The organism is Acinetobacter soli, from assembly GCF_018139125.1.
GTDB lineage: Bacteria > Pseudomonadota > Gammaproteobacteria > Pseudomonadales > Moraxellaceae > Acinetobacter > Acinetobacter soli.
This window is the reverse complement of record NZ_CP073241.1, coordinates 2,382,094-2,402,247: the sequence shown is the minus strand read 5'-3', so window position 1 is coordinate 2,402,247 and position 20,154 is coordinate 2,382,094. Positions and strand designations below refer to the sequence as shown.

Annotated in this window: 15 protein-coding genes; 11 read left to right on the top strand and 4 right to left on the bottom strand. The window is 41.9% G+C overall.

The window, feature by feature from the left end; translation table 11 throughout:
• Window positions 1-194 precede the first annotated feature (194 nt).
• The 4 genes from KCV09_RS11070 (at window position 195) to KCV09_RS11055 (ending at window position 3,053) form a co-directional block, all read left to right on the top strand.
• Complete coding sequence (locus tag KCV09_RS11070; protein WP_212515126.1) at window positions 195-617, top strand: DoxX family protein; 423 nt, start codon at window positions 195-197, stop codon at window positions 615-617.
• Between the two features lie 133 nt (window positions 618-750).
• Entirely contained in the window at window positions 751-1,095 is a 345-nt protein-coding gene (locus tag KCV09_RS11065; RefSeq protein ID WP_039910161.1) for a NirD/YgiW/YdeI family stress tolerance protein, read from the top strand.
• 128 nt (window positions 1,096-1,223) lie between these two features.
• Window positions 1,224-2,792, top strand: a complete 1,569-nt coding sequence (gene guaA / locus KCV09_RS11060; protein WP_004941614.1) for a glutamine-hydrolyzing GMP synthase — start codon at window positions 1,224-1,226, stop codon at window positions 2,790-2,792.
• 15 nt (window positions 2,793-2,807) lie between these two features.
• Window positions 2,808-3,053 (top strand): hypothetical protein, encoded by a 246-nt coding sequence (locus tag KCV09_RS11055; RefSeq protein ID WP_151820019.1) that lies wholly within the window; start codon window positions 2,808-2,810, stop codon window positions 3,051-3,053.
• A 57-nt stretch (window positions 3,054-3,110) separates the two neighbouring features.
• On the opposite strand, the gene KCV09_RS11050 is transcribed toward KCV09_RS11055, so the two are convergent.
• The gene (locus KCV09_RS11050) at window positions 3,111-4,724 is read right to left on the bottom strand and encodes a phosphoethanolamine transferase (RefSeq protein ID WP_151815577.1); all 1,614 of its coding nucleotides are present in this window, start codon (window positions 4,722-4,724) and stop codon (window positions 3,111-3,113) included.
• 352 nt (window positions 4,725-5,076) lie between these two features.
• On the opposite strand from KCV09_RS11050, the gene KCV09_RS11045 reads away from it, so the two are divergent.
• Both KCV09_RS11045 and KCV09_RS11040 read left to right on the top strand, forming a co-directional pair.
• The gene (locus KCV09_RS11045; RefSeq protein ID WP_212515125.1) at window positions 5,077-6,024 is read left to right on the top strand and encodes a pirin family protein; all 948 of its coding nucleotides are present in this window, start codon (window positions 5,077-5,079) and stop codon (window positions 6,022-6,024) included.
• Between the two features lie 194 nt (window positions 6,025-6,218).
• Entirely contained in the window at window positions 6,219-6,860 is a 642-nt protein-coding gene (locus KCV09_RS11040; RefSeq protein WP_076033341.1) for a glutathione S-transferase, read from the top strand.
• Here the strand turns inward: KCV09_RS11040 and KCV09_RS11035 are convergent.
• Entirely contained in the window at window positions 6,857-7,732 is an 876-nt protein-coding gene (locus tag KCV09_RS11035) for an AraC family transcriptional regulator (RefSeq protein ID WP_212515124.1), read from the bottom strand. The two genes, KCV09_RS11040 and KCV09_RS11035, sit on opposite strands and share 4 nt — an antisense overlap.
• Before the next feature lie 178 nt (window positions 7,733-7,910).
• Here KCV09_RS11035 and KCV09_RS11030 point away from each other — a divergent pair, with 178 nt between their 5' ends.
• Window positions 7,911-8,813, top strand: coding sequence for a DMT family transporter (locus tag KCV09_RS11030; protein ID WP_212515123.1), 903 nt, complete (start codon window positions 7,911-7,913; stop codon window positions 8,811-8,813).
• A gap of 70 nt (window positions 8,814-8,883) precedes the next feature.
• On the opposite strand, the gene KCV09_RS11025 is transcribed toward KCV09_RS11030, so the two are convergent.
• Both KCV09_RS11025 and argS read right to left on the bottom strand, forming a co-directional pair.
• Complete coding sequence (locus KCV09_RS11025; RefSeq protein WP_004944264.1) at window positions 8,884-9,498, bottom strand: SPOR domain-containing protein; 615 nt, start codon at window positions 9,496-9,498, stop codon at window positions 8,884-8,886.
• A gap of 120 nt (window positions 9,499-9,618) precedes the next feature.
• On the bottom strand, window positions 9,619-11,412 hold the full coding sequence (gene argS / locus KCV09_RS11020; RefSeq protein ID WP_004941594.1) for an arginine--tRNA ligase: 1,794 nt from the start codon (window positions 11,410-11,412) through the stop codon (window positions 9,619-9,621).
• Between the two features lie 320 nt (window positions 11,413-11,732).
• Between argS and KCV09_RS11015 the strand changes: the two genes are divergently transcribed.
• The 4 genes from KCV09_RS11015 (at window position 11,733) to KCV09_RS11000 (ending at window position 20,088) form a co-directional block, all read left to right on the top strand.
• Entirely contained in the window at window positions 11,733-13,433 is a 1,701-nt protein-coding gene (locus tag KCV09_RS11015) for an NAD-dependent malic enzyme (RefSeq protein WP_004941592.1), read from the top strand.
• Window positions 13,434-13,584: 151 nt separating this feature from the next.
• Window positions 13,585-16,905: a type VI secretion system Vgr family protein gene (locus KCV09_RS11010; RefSeq protein ID WP_151815572.1), complete on the top strand. Its 3,321-nt coding sequence runs from the start codon at window positions 13,585-13,587 to the stop codon at window positions 16,903-16,905.
• Window positions 16,902-19,163 (top strand): LysM peptidoglycan-binding domain-containing protein, encoded by a 2,262-nt coding sequence (locus KCV09_RS11005; protein WP_212515122.1) that lies wholly within the window; start codon window positions 16,902-16,904, stop codon window positions 19,161-19,163. Before KCV09_RS11010 ends, KCV09_RS11005 begins: the two co-directional genes overlap by 4 nt.
• A 16-nt stretch (window positions 19,164-19,179) precedes the next feature.
• Window positions 19,180-20,088 (top strand): hypothetical protein, encoded by a 909-nt coding sequence (locus KCV09_RS11000; RefSeq protein WP_212515121.1) that lies wholly within the window; start codon window positions 19,180-19,182, stop codon window positions 20,086-20,088.
• Window positions 20,089-20,154: the final 66 nt, after the last annotated feature.

The following is a 20,154-nucleotide window of genomic DNA, read 5'->3' as shown; positions in this document are numbered from 1 at the left end:
GCATCAAAGTGCAAAATTGTATCCAAATCCTAACAGTGCTGTACCGGAAAGTCAGTACGATAAAGTAACAATCTGAAAGAGATTTATTGTTCTCAAAATAGAACAATTTGTATTTTTAATAATGTTTATTGCAAAAATAATTCTACTTAGAATCTCAGTATTCCAAAACATGTTCAAATAATGAGGTATATCTGATGTTTAATCCAAATGTTATCGTTAAAAATGCAGTCGCTCATCACGGTGTAAATGGTGTGGTCAGCTTGGTGGCCCGCGTATTGATGGCTTATATTTTTATCGTAGCGGGTTGGGGCAAACTGACTGCTTATACTGCAACAGTAGGTTATATGGAGTCTATGGGAGTGCCGGGAGCATTATTACCTCTGACGATTCTGGTAGAGCTTGGTGGTGGTCTGGCGTTACTGTTTGGATTTCAGGCCCGCTTTGCAGCGTTTGGTCTAGGAATTTTTAGCATCATCACGGCATTTATTTTTCATGAAGGCGCCGATAGTGCACAAGCCATTAACTTTATGAAAAACTTTGCGATGGCAGGTGGGCTATTTTTCTTGATGCTACATGGTACAGGCAAGTTTAGTATCGATACGGCAATTGAAAAGTAACATTGATCAAGCGACTTGATTTGCCTCTTACAAATCTCTACCCGACAATCTCGTGAAATTCTGTTTAGATCACAACGAGTTGAATAATAAAAGGAGATGATCTGTGAAAAAAACAACGACGTTATTGTCGCTTATGGTCGGTTTAGCGGCCTCATCGATGGCCTTTGCGGGTAAGGATGATCATGTGATTATTCAAGAAGCGGCTAAAAATAAAGTGAATGTGCAACAAATCGCTCAGCTTAAAGACGAAACAGGCATTACTCTGATTGGACAGATTACCCAGCACCTTAAAGGCGATCATTATCAGTTTCAAGATGCGACCGGTCGCATTGGTGTGGAGATTGACGATGACCTATGGCGACAGGCCAATTTGAAGGTCGGTGATCATGTTCGTGTGGTGGGTGAAGTCGATACACATCGCTATAAACCGACCGATATTGAGGTGATTCAAATCGAGCGTTATACGCACGCACATTAAGTAAGTAAATCCTTGTATTTCATCGACTCTTTTAGCGAGTTTGATTGTTGAAGGAAAGAGCGTGCGCGGTACAGTGAAAAATGTTAGAATACTGCGCTTCTCTCGTTGCCTTGCATAGTTGTGTAATCATGACAACCAATACTCACATTACTGATGATCGTATCTTAATTTTGGATTTCGGTTCTCAATACAGCCAGCTGATTGCGCGTCGTGTACGTGAAGCCGGCGTATATTCTGAAATGTATGCTTTTGATATGTCTGAAGAAGACATTCGTGCATTTAATCCGAACGGCATTATCTTGTCGGGTGGACCTGAAAGTGTACATGTGGAAGGTAGTCCACGTGCGCCTCAAGTTGTTTTTGAGCTTGGTGTACCGGTATTGGGGATTTGTTATGGTTTCCAAACCATGTCAGAGCAACTGGGCGGTCAAGTAGTACCGGGTACTGTGCATGAATTTGGTTATGCCGAAGTAGATATCCAGCACCGTGACCCACTGATCGGTAATTTACAAGATCGTGAGAACCAGCTGCATGTCTGGATGAGCCATGGCGACAAAGTCGGTCGTTTACCAGAAGGTTTCGTGACTACTGCAAGTACACCAAGCTGTCCGTTTGCGGCTGCGTCTGATGAAACGCGCCGTTTTTATGGCGTGCAGTTCCATCCGGAAGTGACACATACCGCTAAAGGTGCAGAATTACTGTCTAACTTTGTTCACAAAATTTGTGGATGTGGTGGCCTCTGGACACCGGAGCACATTATCGATTTGCGTGTAGAGCAACTGCGTCAGCAAATTGGTGATGAAAAAGTATTGCTCGGTTTATCTGGTGGTGTCGATTCATCTGTGGTGGCAGCATTGCTGCACAAGGCAATTGGCGATCAACTGACCTGCGTATTTGTCGACAACGGTTTACTTCGTTTAAACGAAGGCGATCAAGTTATGCAAATGTTTGCAGACAACATGGGCATCCGTGTGATCCGTGCCGATGCTGAAGAGCGTTTCTTGACTGCGTTGGCTGGTGAAGTTGATCCAGAGAAAAAACGTAAAATTATTGGCCGCGAGTTTATTGAAGTGTTTGCAGAAGAAGCACGTAAACTTGACGGTGTAAAATTCTTGGCGCAAGGCACAATTTATCCTGATGTGATTGAATCTGCCGCCAGCAAACAAGGTAAAGCGCATGTGATTAAATCGCACCACAATGTGGGCGGTTTACCAGAAGACTTGGCGTTTGATTTGGTTGAGCCATTACGCGACTTGTTTAAAGATGAAGTGCGTAAACTGGGCACCACATTGGGCTTGCCACATAGCATGATTTATCGTCATCCATTCCCAGGTCCTGGTTTGGGTGTGCGTATTTTGGGTGAAGTGAAAAAAGAATATGCCGATATTCTTCGCCTTGCCGATGACATCTTTATGCAGGAATTACGTGCCAGTGGTTGGTACGACAAAACAGCACAAGCGTTTGCTGTGTTCCAACCTGTAAAATCTGTGGGCGTGGTCGGAGACGGTCGTCGTTATGCATGGGTGATTGCGTTACGTGCTGTAGAAACAGTCGATTTCATGACCGCGCGTTTTGCACACTTACCATACGAATTGGTCGATAAGATCTCAACGCGTATCATGAATGAAATTAAAGACGTTTCACGTGTTGTCTACGACGTGTCGTCTAAACCCCCTGCAACCATTGAATGGGAGTAAATTTGGGCTTTCAAAATGCATCGCATTTTGCCAAATTTACGACAAGAGCTTGCTCGCGGCAGTTGGGCTTTCAAAATGCATCGCATTTTGCCAAATTTACGACAAGAGCTTGCTCGCGGCAGTTGGGCTTTCAAAATGCATCGCATTTTGCCAAATTTACGACAAGAGCTTGCTCGCGGCAGTTGGGCTTTCAAAATGCATCGCATTTTGCCAAATTTACGACAAGAGCTTGCTCGTGGTAGTGAAGTTGAAATCCCTTAAAGTTTAAAAAAAAGAGCGCCAATTGGCGCTCTTTTTTCTTTTAAGTCGGTGGTAATTTTAAGACAACGCTGTCGCTTTCCAGTAGGGCCAGTTCGAAGAGGGATGAAATAAATAATTATGGCTGAGCAATGAATCATGCGTGTGTGGATTGCGCTCATGTAAGCCCATTAGCTCCATCATCATTTGATCCACATCGGCAGTATTGATGGGTGAGTTTAAATTGACGCCCGTGTCTTTTATTCCATTGTGCCAAACAACTAAAGGCACTTGATAGCCTGCTTGCGTATTTGGACTATGGCCAGCAAAATCGATCTCATGACCCACTTCGTTGCCATGATCGGATACAAAAACAAATGAGCGCCGCTGTGCGTGATCATTTTTTTGTAAGGTCTGGAAGAAACGACCAATCAACCAGTCCTGATATAAAATACTGTTGTCGTAATAATTGCGTTGCTGTTGAACCAGCATCCCAATATCGTTTTGTTCTAGCTGTGATTCTACAGCGTCGGTACTTTCTGATGAAAAGCGATCAAACTGCTGCGGATAGCGGAGCTGATAATTTGGATGTGCACCGAGCATGTGCACAATAATCAGTTTTTTGGGTTCTGGACGCGTTAAGATTTCTTGGTACACCGGCAAAAGCTTTTCATCAAAAGAATGACTGCTACGTCCTGAGCGATGATTGGTGTAAATTTGCTCATCCACAAAAGAACCAAAAAGCGAGGAAATATAGCTGTCATTTTGATTACTGATCCAGTACACCTTAAAGCCTGCGGCCTTGGCATAAGCCAGCACACTTTCGGTGGCATACTGGCTTTGCTCGACGTGACGAGCCTCGGTCAGTTTCATTTTCAGTGCGCCAATAGTGGATGCCGCTGGTGAAAAGGCCTGACAGAAAATTTTAAAAGAGCTGCTATATTTTTCTAGCTCTGGCGTGGTATTACGCGGATAACCACACACACCAAAATTTTTGCTGGTGACACTATCGGTGATCAATAGGGTATGCGTTTGCGACTGAGGCTGCTGGTTATCGAGCACCAACTTATGTTTGGCAGTTTCCAGCCATACATCGTGTATCTGCTGATGGGTATCGATCTGCTGCTTAAAATTTTGAATTTTAGAATAATAGTCTGTCCAATAGAGCACCGGATGCTGGGCACGCGATGGCTCGATCAGATAACTAGCTAGCGCCAATACACCTAAAAACGAACACAAATAACGGTTCAGTCGAACCTGAAACACATGCGCCGATAAGTCGCGGAAAGTAGGTTTAAAACAGACCCAGAAATAACCGATAAAACCGATACTAAATACCAAACTCACCAAGAGTAGCGTTTGAGCATGCAATTGAAGAAATTCAAGCGCTTCTTGCACTGTGGTGTTGGCAATCGCTTGCACAATAAAATAAGCATCGGTATCACTTTGATACACAAACCAGCTCAATGAACGCAAACTGGCATCGCCGAGAAAAACCAGCCACCAACAAATAGCTGCCACTTTCCAACCCAACCGAGTGCGTGATATCGCACGATAAATCAGCCATGCTCCTGGAAGTGAGAGTAAGCCGAGGCGAATACCATCGGAAGGATTTCCAGCAATCGATAAAATGCATGCTGTAAGCAACGCAGGAAGAAGCACCCAAAGTAAAACCAACACATTTCGACGAGTCATAAGGCTTGACGCTTCAATAAAAAAGTACAGAGTGGATCAATTAGAAAATCTAATTAAAAATTTTGGCTCTTCAATTTAATTGAAAAATAGCAAAGAATGAATTTATTTTTATGCGCTTTATGTCGAGATAGAAGAAGAAACTGATAGAAAAATGAGAGGCGAGAGTACGTCAAGAGATGAGCTAAAAATGGCTTGAAAGAATCGATATTTGTGATTCAAGCCAAGCCCTCAAATAGTTACTTAACCACCAAAGACCCGATGGACCAGACAGGCTATGCTCAAAGATACTTCTCATTTTTCAGCACCGATGAAAAGAAAAAATATGATTAAAGATCATAAAGGATAAAAAACCATGACCACCAACCATGACACGGACATCTCTGATTCACAACAATGCGAATCATCCGCCCCTCAATCAATTCAGGAATTTCCTATTCGTCGTGCAGAAATCGGTCAAGGCACGGTCATTAAACGAGCCTTACCCAGCCGCCACAAACGTATGATAGGTGCGTGGTGCTTTTTAGATCATGCAGGGCCGGTACATTTTCCGCAAGGCGATGGCTTGGATGTGGGGCCACACCCGCATATTGGCCTGCAAACCTTTACCTGGATGATCGAAGGCACCATTATGCACACCGATAGTCTGGGATCGAAGCAGTTAATCCGTCCGTATCAGGTTAATTTAATGACAGCCGGGTACGGTATTTCGCATACCGAGGTAGCACCAGAGCATGAGACCAAAATGCATGCGGCTCAGCTATGGATTGCCTTGCCAGATGAAAAACGCAATATGGCGCCACAATTTGATCATTATCCGAATCTGCCGCACACAGAACAAGATCAGATCAAGTTTACGGTACTGGTGGGCGAGTTTCTGGGGCAACAGTCACCTGTGGCTGTGCATACGCCTCTGGTTGGCGTCGACATGACTGCACAGGCAGACACCAAAACACGTATTTCACTGAATCCAACATTCGAATATGGTTTTTTGGCATTGGATGGTCATGCATGGATCAATGGCCACGAACTCACTCAAGACAATCTGCTGGTCCTCGAATCTGGTGCTAGCGAAATTGAGATTGAATTGCCACAAGGTCATCGGGTGTTACTGATCGGTGGAGAGCCATTTAAAACACCGATTTTATTGTGGTGGAATCTGGTTGGACGTACCACCGAGGAATTACGTGAAGCCCGTGACCAATGGATCAATCACGACTCACGTTTTGGTGAAATTCCAGATTATGATGGTCCGCGACTAGAAGCGCCTGCCTTTCCAGATCAGATGAGAGCATCCAAATAAGTTGTATTGCCCGAAGTGCAGTTAATAGATTAGTGATTAAAACCTTACAGCGCAGTGTTGAGATGAGAATCATCATTCCATCATGCATGATGTTTCAATGAAATGACTTTACAGTTAAGTCCATGCCATTGTCATGGGCTTAATGCTATAACTGAGAGTACAGATCAGACACATCAGGACTAAAAGAAAATCTCATGCTGACGATTCACCATCTAGAAAAATCACGCTCATTTCGTATTGTATGGGCACTTGAAGAGCTCCAGCAGCAATATCAGATCAAGCTTTATAAACGACTGCCAAGCCTTGCAGCACCACCTGAGCTCAAACGCGTACATCCGCTCGGCAAAGCGCCTATTTTAGAAGATGCCGGACGTACCATTGCAGAATCGGCTGTGATTCTGGAGTACTTGCAAACCAAATTTGATACGGCACAACGTTTTAAACCGCAGCAAGATGACGATGCATTTCAATATCTCTACTGGATGCATTATGCCGAAGGTTCACTGATGCCGTTGCTTGTGTTTCAACTGGTGATGAATAACGTGGGTAAAAATGTTCCATTTTTTATTCGACCGGTCGCCAACAAAATTACCGATGGCGTTAAAGCCGGATTTATTGGCCCACGCTTAAAAGATCATATTGCCTTTATTGAGCAGTATTTATCTGAACACGATTACTTTGCTGGGGAATTTAGCTTTGCCGATATTCAAATGAGCTTTCCGCTGAATGCGTTGCTAACCCGAACAACTGGGCAGTTTCCAAATATTCGGGCATTTTTGAAGCGAATTGAAATGCGCCCGGCTTATCAGCGTGCCAAAGAGAAAGGGGATTATTAATCGGGGATGGCTCGCCCAAGCCGTAATTCGGAAGGGCGATAGCCATAGTACTGCTTGAAACGAGTACTAAAGTGGCTGGCAGAACTAAAACCACATTGCAGGGCAATGCCGGTAAGCGGTTGGGTTGAGTGAAGCGCCAAGTCATGCGCGCGTTGCAAGCGTTGTTGTAACACATATTGATGCGGCGATACCCCTGTCGACTGCTTAAACATGTGGGCAAAGTGATATTCGCTCAGTTCGGTCTGTGCTGCCATGTCTGCTAAGGTCATGGCTTCTGCGAGGTGCTCGTCTATCCATGCTTTTAGCCGATGAAGCATAAACGGCGCCAGCCCGCCGCTCACTCGCGGTAATTGCCATTCTACGTTACTATAACGCTGTAATAGAGAGATTAGCAGTAAGCTGGCGCTGTGGCTAAGCTGTAAATGATTGCTGCGATCTTGCCAATCACAATTAAGCAAAAAATGCCGATATACGCTACTGATTTGGACATCCTCGACAAAACTTTGTTCTGCCAATTCGATGTGTGCGGGTTCTTTGTCCCAAATTTGTGCTGCGACATGCTTTAAATGCTGATCGGTATAGTACAGATGCACAAAACGCAGATGATCACGAATGTCCCACGTCGAGGCTTGTCCCTCAGGCATTAAACAAAAGCGATCTGGCCCACCACCATTACGCCATCCCTGTGGGGTCTTTTTATAACTTTCATAGCCGCCCTTGATATATAAACTCAAGGTATGGTGATCACTGCATACACTTACCCGATCGTGCTGGTTTTGCCAAGCAGCCAACTGCATACCCGAGCCCAGTTGCAGGCTATCGAGTAACTTGGTTTTATGCTGTTGCAACTGCGACAGGGTTTGATAGTTCATGCCAAATACGGTAGCGAATTAAAAATAATAATGTTGTGATTTTATCCTTTTTTTCATCATTTGATAAAAGTTGTCTCGTAAAAAAACGCAAGATTAGGCAAGTGGCCGCAAATATGCGAAAGCGTTCAAAATGAACACTGCGGATACTGTTGAGCACACTGGATAAAAAGAGATTGTAATGAACGCGGTGTTATATGCCTTGGTGGTGCTGATTTTTGGAACGACATGGATCGCAATTACCTTGCAAAGTGCTGAAATCGCGCCGGTTGTTGCGGTATTTTGGCGGTTTTTTATTGCGGGTGCACTCTTGATGGTGGCGCTCCTGATTTCAAGACGATTAAATCGCCTGAAACTCAATGATCACCTGTTCTGCTTGTTACAAGGCTTATGTATTTTTAGTTTAAATTTTATCTGCTTTTACATCGCCGTGCGTTACATCAGCAGCGGTCTGGAGTCTGTTATTTTTTCTATGGCGGTTCTTTTTAACACACTCAATAGCTATTTCTTTTTCCGTCAGCCAATTTCAGCCTATTTCCTGCCCGCGTTTATCTGTGGTTTGTTGGGCATGATCGCTTTATTTTGGCACGACCTAGCAACGACGCAAAACGACTGGCAAACCCTGAGCGCAATTTTACTGTGTGTATTGGGGACTTATGGTTTTTCTTTGGGGAATATGATTAGTTTGCGTCATCAGAAACAAGGCTGTGACGTCCTGACCACTAATACCTATGCCATGCTCTACGGTGCCATCGTGATGGCTGTCATCATTGCGCTCACCGGCCAATCATATTTACCCGAGAGTTCAGTGGTCGGTTGGTCTGCCTTGATGTATCTTGCGCTGATTGGATCTGTACTGGGGTTTTCAATTTATTTTATGCTGATCCGGCGGATCGGGGCAGGGCCTGCCGCATACAGCACCTTGCTGTTTCCCTTAGTGGCACTGACTATTTCAACTTTTTTTGAAGGTTATCAGTGGACGTGGAGTGCAGTATTCGGGGTGATGCTGATTTTACTTGGTAATTTAATTCTGTTTATCCAGCCCAAAGGATTGTCATTTATCCGATCCAATCAACGGGCCTAAGCTTTGAAAGTGAAATTGCGATAAAAAAAGAACGCGTAAAGCGTTCTTTGGATGTAAAGCATGTTCAGTCTTAGCGTTTCACGACAATCGAGTCGATGCCGCTGTGTTGCAAGGTTTGTTGAGCACCTAAAGCTGCTTCTTGTGTTTCATATGGCCCTGAAATCACACGGTACCATGTTTTTCCGTTTTCGACTGTTTTGACCACATCCGCAGACAGTCCATTTAAAATAATTTCAGCACGACGAGCATCAGCACTGTCAGGATCTGCATAGCTACGCACCTGCAAAATAAAGCTGGCAGGCTGTGGCGCAGGCGCCGCAGTCACATTTGCCGTACTACCCGATGCAGTTGGCGCACTGGCTGCACTTTCTCGCGGTGCTTCTACAATCACCGCAGCATTTTGATCTTTGGTCTCTGGAACAGCCTGATCCGGAATCGGCGTCATTTGCTGTTGAGGCAACAGATCATAGAAGCGATAATCGTGATTGGTGTCTTCTTCTTGATAATGGGTCGAAGTGACTTCATTTTTGGTCGAAACAGGTTTCCACGGCTTCCACAGCATCAGCATGACAGCAATGCACATCAGCACCAAGATCGCCACCACCATGCCTAACCAGCGAGGCACTAACGGTTTCTTGGGCTTGTTCGGTCGTTCAGATACACCGCGTTGCGTTTTTCCAAACACGTGGACATCCTCTTTATAATTTCTACCACATAACCAATAACATAGAAGCCGAAACAACCAAAACACTATTGTTTGGCTTCTTTGTAATACAGCGTCTCAGATCGCGTTCAATCAGCGAACTTACATGCTCTCTGGTGCAGATACACCCAGCAATTCTAAGCCGTTGCGTAAAACTTGCTGTACGTTTACTGAAAGCAATAAACGTGCTTGTGTAAGCGCTTGATCGTCGTCATTCAAGACTTTGTGCTCGTTGTACCAGCCATGGAACAGCGCTGCCAATTCTTTTAAATAATTGCCAATCTGATGCGGTTCGTAGGCATTTGCAGCACGTACCAAAATGTCTGGGTAAGCAGCCAGTTTGGCCAGAATTTCCGTTTCGGCATCGAGGTTTAAACGCTCTGCCAATGGACGAGCCTGTGTGCGGTCAAACGCGATCTGGTTGCTGTGTGCTTTTTCCAACATACGGCAAATACGGGCGTGCGCATACTGGATGTAATACACGGCATTGTCTTTGCTTTGCGATACGGCCAAATCCAAATCGAAGTCGATGTGTTGTTCCGATTTGCGCATTACATAGTAAAAGCGTGCGGCATCGTTACCGACTTCTTCACGCAGTTCACGCAAGGTCACAAATTGTCCAGAACGTGATGACATCTGTACCATTTCACCGCCACGCCATAAGCTCACAAACTGTACCAGCAATACGGTCAGTTTAGATGAATCAAAGCCCATGGCATCAATTGCAGCTTTCACACGTGCGATATAGCCGTGGTGATCTGAACCCCAGATATCGACAATATCGGTATAGCCACGTTGTAATTTATCGAGGTGATAAGCAATGTCTGAAGCAAAGTAGGTGGTTTGACCGTTACGACGTTTGACAACACGATCTTTCTCGTCGCCAAATTCAGTCGATTTAAACCAGATGTTGCCGTCTTTTTCGTATAAAAAGCCGCGTTGATCGAGTGTTTGTAACGCTTCATCAATTTTTTGATTCAGTGATGCTTCACTAAACCATTGGTTAAAGGTCACACCGAACTCTTCAAGGTCATCTTTAATGTCATCTAAGATGGCTTTGAGTGCCGCTTGATGAAACACGCGATAGCCTTCACCTGTCAGGCGCTGTGCATTGGCAATTAAGCCATCAATATGTTTTTCTTTGTCCCCAGAAACAACGACTTTATTGCCCTCTGCATCGAGTTCTGCTGCGAACTGAACATCTTCAGGCACATCATGGTACACCGCTGCAACAGGGTGTACGTAAGCATCGCCGTCTTGATCGATAATGCTTTGCGCGATTTCTTTAACGTAGTCGCCTTGATAGGCGTTTTTAGGGAAAACCAGAGATTGACCAAGTAATTCTAAATAACGTAAGTAGGTCGATGTCGCCAAAATGTCCATCTGACGGCCCGCATCGTTGACGTAATATTCACGATCAACTTGGGCACCTGTTGCTTCAAGCAAATTGGCAACAGTCATGCCGTAGGCTGCACCACGGCCGTGGCCCACATGCAGGCTTGAGGTTGGGTTTGCCGATACAAACTCGACTTGTACTTTTTTCGCGGCATTGACTTGAGTCTGACCAAACTTCGACCCTTGCGCTTGAATTTGATCCAGAACAGCAAAGCGTTGATCAGCATTTAAAAAGAAATTAATAAATCCTGGGCCTGCGATTTCGGCTTTACTGATGTCCGCCACTTCTGGCAATGCTGCCATGATCTTTTCTGCAAGATCACGAGGTTTCATTCCTGCCGCCTTTGCGCCGACCATTGCAATATTGGATGCAAAGTCACCGTGACTTCGGTCTTTAGTACGCGTCAAAATACTGTTGTTGATCCAATCTGATGGAAGAATCCCTTCGTGTTGAAGAGATTGCACTGCATGATCCAAAGCGGCTTGTATGGCGGTATTCATATCGATCTAAAAGGAATGTGTCGCAGAAAAACGCCCAATATAGCAAATTTTGACTGATTTAGGTGAGGGTCTTGTTCGGATTCTTGTATTTCCCGACAATCAAAGTGGACGCTTTGCCATAGACCGATCAATTTGGATTTTTCAGGCAATAAAAACAATAAAATTGGATTATGAAGTAAATCTTATTTGAGCGCTGAATGTAAACGATATCATTATAAATTTTCGAAATACCTGTTTTGCCTAAAAAACGCTTAAGCTATAGCAGTAGATAAATAGACGAGTAACCTTTAGGGCAGTAGTCCCTAAACACGAGATAGGCAATGACAGCTGAAACCAATACGAATAAACACCCCCTCTATATTCCTTATGCAGGATATACCCTCCTCGAACTCCCACTTCTCAATAAGGGATCGGCTTTTACTCAGGAAGAGCGTAGCCATTTTAATTTGCACGGTTTAGTTCCTCATGTGATCGAAACTATCGAAGAACAAAGCCAGCGCTCGTACCAACAATATGAAACATTTAACGACGCGATCAACAAGCATATTTATTTACGAAATATTCAAGACACCAACGAGACACTTTTTTACCGTTTGATCAACGATCATCTGGAAGAAATGATGCCAATTATCTATACGCCAACCGTGGGCGAGGCGTGTCAGGAGTTTTCGGATATTTACCGTCGTCATCGTGGTGTCTTCATTTCTTATCCAGACCGTGAGCATATCGACGATATTTTGCAAAACGTCAATAAACGCAATGTGAAGGTGATTGTGATCACTGACGGCGAACGAATTTTGGGTCTAGGTGACCAAGGTATTGGCGGTATGGGGATTCCGATTGGAAAACTGTCGCTGTATACGGCATGTGGTGGTATCAGTCCTGCTTATACGTTGCCGATTACCATTGATGTGGGAACCAACAATCAACAATTGCTAAACGACCCAATTTATATGGGCTGGCGTCAACCACGTATCAGTGGCGATGAATACTATGAGTTTGTGGATCAGATTCTGACTGCTATTCGCCGTCGTTGGCCAGATGCTTTAATTCAGTTTGAAGATTTTGCACAAAAAAATGCAATGCCATTGTTGACCAAGTACCGAGATAAATTCTGCTGCTTCAACGACGATATTCAAGGCACTGCTGCGGTTTCAGTCGGGAGCCTGATTGCGGCAAGTCGTGCGGCAGGTAAAGAGCTGAAAGATCAGAAAATTGCCTTTTTGGGCGCTGGGTCTGCAGGCTGTGGTATTGCCGAGCAGATTGTGGCACAAATGGTGGCTGAAGGTCTAAGCGATGATGAGGCTCGTGCACGTGTCTTTATGGTGGATCGTTTTGGTTTAATCACAGAAAACCAACCCAACTTACTCGACTTCCAGCGCAAGCTGGCACAAAAAGCAGACACTGTCTCGGCTTGGGGTAATGTGGAAGAGGTGATATCACTCCTCGATGTGGTTCAAAATGCTAAACCGACGGTGTTAATTGGTGTTTCGGGGCAGCCGGGACTTTTCACTGAAGAAGTGATCCGTGCACTAAATGAAAATTCAGAGCGCCCAATCGTAATGCCTTTATCGAACCCGACGTCACGTGTTGAAGCCGTGCCGGCAGATATTATTCAGTGGACAGATGGCAAAGCCCTCATTGCAACCGGCAGTCCGTTTGCACCTGTAAATTATCAAGGCAAGCTCTACAATATTTCACAGTGTAATAACTCGTATATCTTCCCAGGGATTGGTCTGGGCGTGATTGCTTCTGGGGCTAAACGGGTAACTGACAATATGTTGATGGCATCCAGCAATGCCTTGGCCGATTGTTCGCCGTTGTTAAATGATCCAAACGCCGATCTTTTGCCTGCGATTTCAGAGATTCAGGCGGTATCGAAGCGTATTGCATTTAAGGTTGCTCAAGCGGCAATTGAAGACGGTGTTGCACTGAATATCCCAGATGAGGTCTTGCTTGCCAATATCGAAAAAGAATTTTGGAAGCCTGAATACCGTACTTATAAACGCGTACCGTTCTAATCGAATATAGATCAAGCCTGAACCCCACATTTGCCAAGTCGAATGTGGGGTTTTTTATTGGGCCGTATAGAATAACTGTAGACGAAACGGTCTGTATTTTTTAGAATGGCTTGCAATTGATATCAATAAAACTAAAAAACGAACTTAGATCATGTTAAGCAATATGAATGGGGTGTTAGAACAGCTCGGACTGGGGGCATTAAAACGTGCTGTGCATGTACAATTTAGTCATGCTGCCTTAAATGCGCAGGTTTTTTTACAGCGGATTGAGGGAAAACATGCCCTAAATGATGGCTTAAGTGTTGAGCTGACTTGTCTTTCCACCAATGCGCACATCGCATTAAAACAATTTATTGGATGTCGGGTGGCGGTCGATCAAGTGACCGATAGCGGTGCGCTCGCCAGAACATCTGGCATTATTACCCGTGCAACACAAGGGCAAAGTGATGGTGCACTAACTATTTACACGCTGACTTTACAAGATCCGACTGCACTTTGGCATAAACGGCGGAACAGCCGTGTATTTATCAATAAAAGTGTACCCGAAATCAGCGAAATTCTGTTTAAAGAATGGCAAAGTAAAAGTCGCTTGTTTGCAGCAAGTTTAACGCTTGATTTGAGCGGTCTGAGCCAAGACTACGATATTCGCCCGCTCAGTATACAAATGAATGAAACTGACTATGAATTTCTCACACGTTTATGGCGAAGTGAAGGGATAAACTGGTTGGTGGATGAAAAACATGTGGTGGTTGCACATGCTTTGCAAGAAATGGCGCCTCAAAAACTACGATTGATTGATCACAATCAGCCATTTTTAGCCCTTGAGCGTGGAGTGATTCGTTTTCATCGCAGCCATGCCACTGAATATTTTGACAGCATGACACAGCTTGTTGCGCATCGCCAATTACAATCTACCGCGACATATCTACAACGCTGGCAAGCCGATGCCTTGATTCAAGATGAAGGAAACGGATCGATTCAAAGTGCGCATCTGCACAGTGAACAGCACAGTAACGAAAGTTTAAGTCTAGAACAGGCTTGGTCGATCGAACCTGCATGGACAACCGATTTAACAGGTGCCGATCAAGCAACCATTTCTAGTACGCAGCAAATCGAAAAATTGAATCAGAATATGACCGCCTATCAAGAGTTTCAGGCCAAATATTTTACTGCACATAGCAGCGTACGTGACGCGCAGGTCGGATACTGGTTTGAGCTGACGGGACATTCCGAAATAGATACGCATGAGCGCGCAGACCGACAATTTTTGATTTATGAAAAGCAATTTTACAATCAGAATAATTTGCCCAAAGCACTGCAACAGCAGGTTGAACGGCTTCAACCTACTTCAACATTAAATTTTTTACAAAATCAGGAGCGTCAAGGTAATCAGTTGTCCTTGATTCGTCGTCAAATCAAGTTAGTGCCCGATTATCAGCCTTTGGTGCATCGTCCCGCTGTATATCCACAGCGAGCAAGGGTGGTCGGATCGGAAAATGAAGAAATTCACGTGGATGAATGGGGGCGCATTAAGGTTCGGTTTTTATTTACCCGAGCAGAAGACCATGCGCATGATACCGGTGCGGGCTCCAACGAAAATGATACAGATTCGGCTTGGGTCGATGTGCTTACACCATGGGCTGGTGAGCAATATGGCGCCAGATTTTTACCGCGTGTAGGCGAATTGGTGGTCATCGATTTCTTTGATGGTCACGTTGATCGGCCATTTGTGATTGGGCGTATCCATGAAGGACAACGCTCGCCTACAAAATTTGATATAAAAGGCCAGTTGCCTGCCACGCGAAACCTGAGTGGAATTCGCTCCAAAGAAGTCGCAGGAAGCGGATTTAATCAGCTACGTTTTGATGACACAACGGGTCATATTAGTGCACAACTACAAAGCAGTCATGGTACCAGCCAATTGAATTTGGGAAATCTGAGCCACCCAAAGAACGAAGAAACCAGTCAGGGACGTGGGGAAGGTTTTGAACTGAGAACTGATCATTATGGGGCGGTTCGTGCTGGTCAGGGTATGCTCATTAGTACTTATGCGCAGGAACAAGCCATTGCTGATCATTTAGAAGCTGCTCAGGCACAATCGTTACTGGTTCAGGGTCATGAAAGTATGAAAATGCTGAGTGATATTGCCCTCAAACAGCAAACTGACGCACTAAATGTTATTGATCGCTTACCTAAGTTTATTCAATCGCTCGAGTTAAAAACTACAGGTCAGGCTTTAGAGCGTACCTTAAATTTGTTTAAAGATGATTTGAAAAAAGATCCCATTCAAGCATTAAAGGGGTGTGGTGGTTTTATTGAAGATATTGGGCGTTTGGGAAGCGACTCAAAAGGCGTTATAGAAGAGCTTGATACATTCTTGGCGAATAATGAGGATGCATTAGAAAATCTAAAAGCCTTTATTGAAAATGTGGAAGAGCATGGAACGGATCTCATCAAAGGTCAATTGGTAGGAATTAAAGATAAAATCCAGAAAAATCCATTTGAAAGTATCCAAGATGTTGGAAAAGTGCTTGCTCATGCTGATATCAGGGATTTTGATTTGATGAGCGAGTGTGGAACTTTTACTAAAGGCACAAAATTAGAAGTCACGCCATCTAAAGCTTTGAGTACTTTGCAAGGTTTTATGGAAGGATATACACAAGGCTTAGAAAGTAGTGCCGATACCAAACAAAAAGAGCAGGGCAAAATTTTTAGACAAGCACTTATGTTGCTGGCATCACCAAACGGTATTGCATTAACCACCCCTGAAAATATTATTTTACAAGCCTCTCAGGATATTGCTGAGAGTGCCAGTGGCTCAATTAATTTGAGCGCACAGAAAAATATTATTGGTCATGCACAAGATAAAGTAAGTTTGTTTGCTGCACAAAAGGGACTGAGTGCTTATGCAGCAAAAGGCGCAGTTAAAATACAAGCGCAAGATGATTTAGTCGATATTATTGCCAAAAAAGTGATTAAGCTGATTTCTACCGAAGATAAGATCGAACTAATCAGTACTAAAGAAATTGATATTAAAGCTGGCGGTTCTCAGTTGATCGTCAATGGAAATGGGGTTTTTATTAAGACAGGTGGTAAGTTTGAGGTTAAATCAGGACAGCATGTGTTTAGCAGTGGTGAAAAAGTTTCATATGAAGTACCCGAGTTGCCAAATACTCCAATTTTTAGTAACCGTTTAGATATTTATGATTTGTTCTGGGCGAATGATTTTAGTCAACTCAGTTATAAAGCTTTTGTTCCTGAAACAAGCTCATTTACTTCAGGATCAATAGATGAACATGGGCGTACAGGTAAAATCAGTACTCCAGATCCAGAAAAAGTTCAGGTACTTGTTGGCTCTAATGATGAATGGGGATTGGTCATTGATGGTTTTGATGAGGAAGATCTCATGATTGATCAAAATTTGAATGATTCAGATTCAGATAACAATATAGAAAGAAGGGATTGGAAGTGAGTAAAAAATCACTAGTTACCATACAAATCTTAGACTTATTTGGTCGTCCCATCTCAAAAGCACAATATGAAGTAAAAAATCAGAGAACAGGACAGGTTATTGCTGCTGGAGCAACAAACTCTTCAGGATGTATTGTCGAAATTAGCCGAGATAAAGGTACGACTTTAGATGTTTATATTAAAAGTATGTTTAATGGCTTGATGGTTAAAGTACAAAGCTTTGTAATGTCTAAAGACCGTATGATCGTAAAAATTACAAGTCCAAAGGTAATGTTGGATTTAAAAACATTAACCAATCAAGGTAATAGTGGACAATATAAAAGAAAAACACATGTTGTAAAAAAGGGTGAAACTTTATTTGAAATAGCTCAAAAAAATCATACGACTGTCCGAGCATTAGAGCGTTTGAATAAAATAGATGATCCAAATAAGATTAGTATAGGTCAAGTTATTAAGTTACCTGTAAATATTCCTGCTACCGGAAATCATACACATCAAGACAAGTCTAAACCAGCTACTCAGCAGAAATCACAATCTTTGGCTAGTACTAAATCGAAACCATCACAAACTCCATCTACTATGCCTTCTGATACAACACCTCAGAAAGAGCAGGAACAAGAAGCTTTTGGAACAAATTTAGGCAGTAAAATCCTCGATCAAGTAAATGAGCTTTATGAAGAAGCCAAGAAAAAGCTGAATGAAACTACAAACTCTACTTCCAAGATATTGACGGTTGACGATCGCAGTCAGGATGGTGGAACTCCTAAAGTAGATGCTTCAAATTTATGTAAAACCAATCCGCAATGTATTTCAAGTGGTAAGAGTGAGCTTATTCGAGAAGTAAATATTCGTTTGGCAGGTTTTGGTGGAGCCTTACCTACGGACGACTTTACCGATCTTACTGCAAAATGTATTAAGCAATTCCAGCGTGACTATATGGGAGTACCAGAGACGGGAAAAATTTGTGGTCCGGTATTAGTAGCATTGGATAAATTCCGTGATGAGTATGGTATCTCTCCATATTTTGAGTCAATGAAGTGCCCATGTGGAGTCTGCTCAGGTTTTGGTAACGCTAGAAGTGGATATTTCAATTTTGAGCGTTATAAAAAAAGTACAAAACAATACATCAACGTCTCTCAATTTGCTAATGAATTTAAGGGAATGCATCGAAGTCTAATTTGGGGACTTAAGGCGATGATGTTTTATTTTAAAAAAATGAACAACCCTGCTGGATATAAAATTGTAAGCATTTCATCTGGATATCGATGTATAGATAATAATCGAAAAAAAAGACGCTCAACAACTAATCATATGGGATGTGCTTTAGATATTGTAGTTCAAAATAAAAATAATCAAGTAGTTAGTATGGATGAACTTGAGAATCAAGTTAGAATAGAATGGTTCTGTAAATATTTAAATACTAGCTTAGGATGGTCTACAAATAAATTTGGTTTAGAGCGTCTCTCAGATGGTGCTACAACGTGGGTACACTTAGATGTTCGGGAGTTTGATCAAGAATATAAAATTGAAAAGTTATTTAGTACTACTAAAGACGGACTAAATGGAAATTATCTAATAAATTTACTTAAAGCTGATGTAAGAGCTAATAAAATATTAGAGTGTTCTGGAGTAATTACTTCTCTTAATAAAAACCCTAATTTAAATGATAGTTCATTAGAGGATTTAATTAGACAGTTAGGTGGTGTTATCTCTCATGGTGAAGGTAATTATGAGTCTTATAATTCAGGAACGAAAAATGTTAAAGGTAACAAGGTTGGTTATTCATTTATAAATCCTGGAAAAGGCACTGTAACTAGTAAGAGTATTCAGCAAATTATTGATAATGCAGAAGCAAAAGATGGTAATGATAGAGATCGTTTATTTGCAACAGGTAAATACCAAACAACCTATTACACCCTTAAAGAAGGCATTGAAAAGGGTTATTTCACTGGAAATGAAGTGTATGATGCAAATATGCAAGAACAGGTATTTCGCGAATTTCTAATTAGTAAGCGTACAAAGCTTTATCTATTTGTAAGAAAGGGCAAAGGTAGTTTAATAGATGCTCAATATGATGCTGCTCAAGAGTGGGCATCAGTAGCTGTACCGCTGGGGCTCCCTTTAAAAAATGGTAAGATATCAGATGGAAATAAATCTTTCTATGAGAAAACTGGACAAAATTCTTCTTCTGCAGAGTCAACGAAAATGGTTTTAGAAATTTTTAGAAAAATTCAAAAATTTCATAAAGATAGTAAATAGTTTGAGTGGTGAAAAAATGAAAAATGTATCTATTAGTTCAACTGTACTTATAATTTTGTCAATTTTAGGATGTTCAAGTAAAACGACTGTAGCTAAGGGTATAAATAAATTCGATGTCAAAGACTGTTCAATTGATTTTGATGAAGTGGATTTTTGTACCAAAGAAAGATTAAAAGATTATAATAATATTTTAAAGAATAAAATATCGAATTTTGATAAAAATAAGTTTTTAATAAGTTTCAAAGAAAAAAACTATTTGTATTTTGCTGTTGTTGATTTAGAAAGTAATAAGATTTTTACTTTACCGGCTTCATTGAGTATGATGTCTAATATTAAGCCTTTAGAATTTTCATCAAATAATAACTTATTTTGTTTAAATGGTAATTTTAATCAATATCAGAACTCTTATAGGGCAGTAAAGACATGCTATGTATATAATAATGGAAATTTTGATTTTAAATCAAGAGTTGAGTTAGAGAAGGAAACAAAAAAATATGATAAATTTAGTTTAAATAATAAGATTAATAAAATTCACTTACCGATTTCTTCTGATTTTTACTCTAAGTGTGCTGAGAGTAATCCATTGAAAAATTGTGAAAAACTTGAAAGATCTAATAATAAACCTTATACTCTATCTGAACTAAAAAAAGTATCTCCTGATTTAGTGGTTTTATTAAATGAATTAAAAGTAAGATCATTAAATATAGATACATTTAGATTTCTTCCTAAGATTGGAGATAGTTTTTATACTATTGCCGAAAAGTATATAGATACAGCTGAAGAATCTAGTTCTGAATTTTATTTGATAAAAATAAAACCTGTTTTACAAGTGGAAAAAATAGGTGATTATTACTCAATTGATAGCTCTGGAGTTATTACTTACAAAGGCGAAAATGGAAAGCTGTTAAGAAAAAAATTAAAATAAGAAGTTTTGATATACCTCATTTAACTTGGGGTATATTTTTTTAAAAATTATAGTATAGATTTAAGC